The organism is Vibrio sp. ZOR0018 (assembly GCF_963865925.1).
Taxonomy (GTDB): Bacteria; Pseudomonadota; Gammaproteobacteria; order Enterobacterales; family Vibrionaceae; genus Vibrio; species Vibrio anguillarum.
In genome coordinates this window covers 1-439 of sequence record NZ_CAWMCN010000139.1, presented here as the reverse complement: position 1 = coordinate 439, position 439 = coordinate 1, and the positions used below count along the sequence as shown (strand labels likewise).

Here is a 439-nt window from a genome sequence, read left to right as displayed (position 1 = left end):
GCGAAACTCGGTCAAGTACGTCCCTTGGAAAGACTATAAAGCGGTGACGACTGACCTGAAGAAAATCTACCAATCAGCCACAGAAGATGAGGCTCTGCTGGCTCTAGCGCAGTTCTCTGACCGATGGGATAGTAAGTATCCTCAAATCAGTCGCTCTTGGACGGCGCATTGGGACAACCTCAACACCCTGTTTAACTACCCAGAGGATATTCGCCGAGCCATTTACACGACTAACGCCATTGAATCCCTCAACAGCGTTATTAGAAAAGCGATTAAGAAGCGCAAGCTCTTCCCAACGGATGAATCAGCTAGAAAGGTGATCTACCTGGCTATCCGAGATGCTTCCAAGAAATGGACGATGCCGATCAGAAACTGGCGACAAGCTCTAAACCGCTTTATGATTATGTTCGAAGACCGACTCACTCAATACATGTAACCC

1 protein-coding gene is annotated in these 439 nt (G+C 47.8%); it reads left to right on the top strand.

The window, feature by feature from the left end; all coding sequences use genetic code 11:
• Nucleotides 1-436, top strand: a 436-nt coding sequence (locus tag AACR75_RS16560) for an IS256 family transposase (RefSeq protein WP_047691122.1), incomplete at its 5' end; no start/stop codon positions are given.
• Between the last annotated feature and the right edge of the window lie 3 nt (nucleotides 437-439).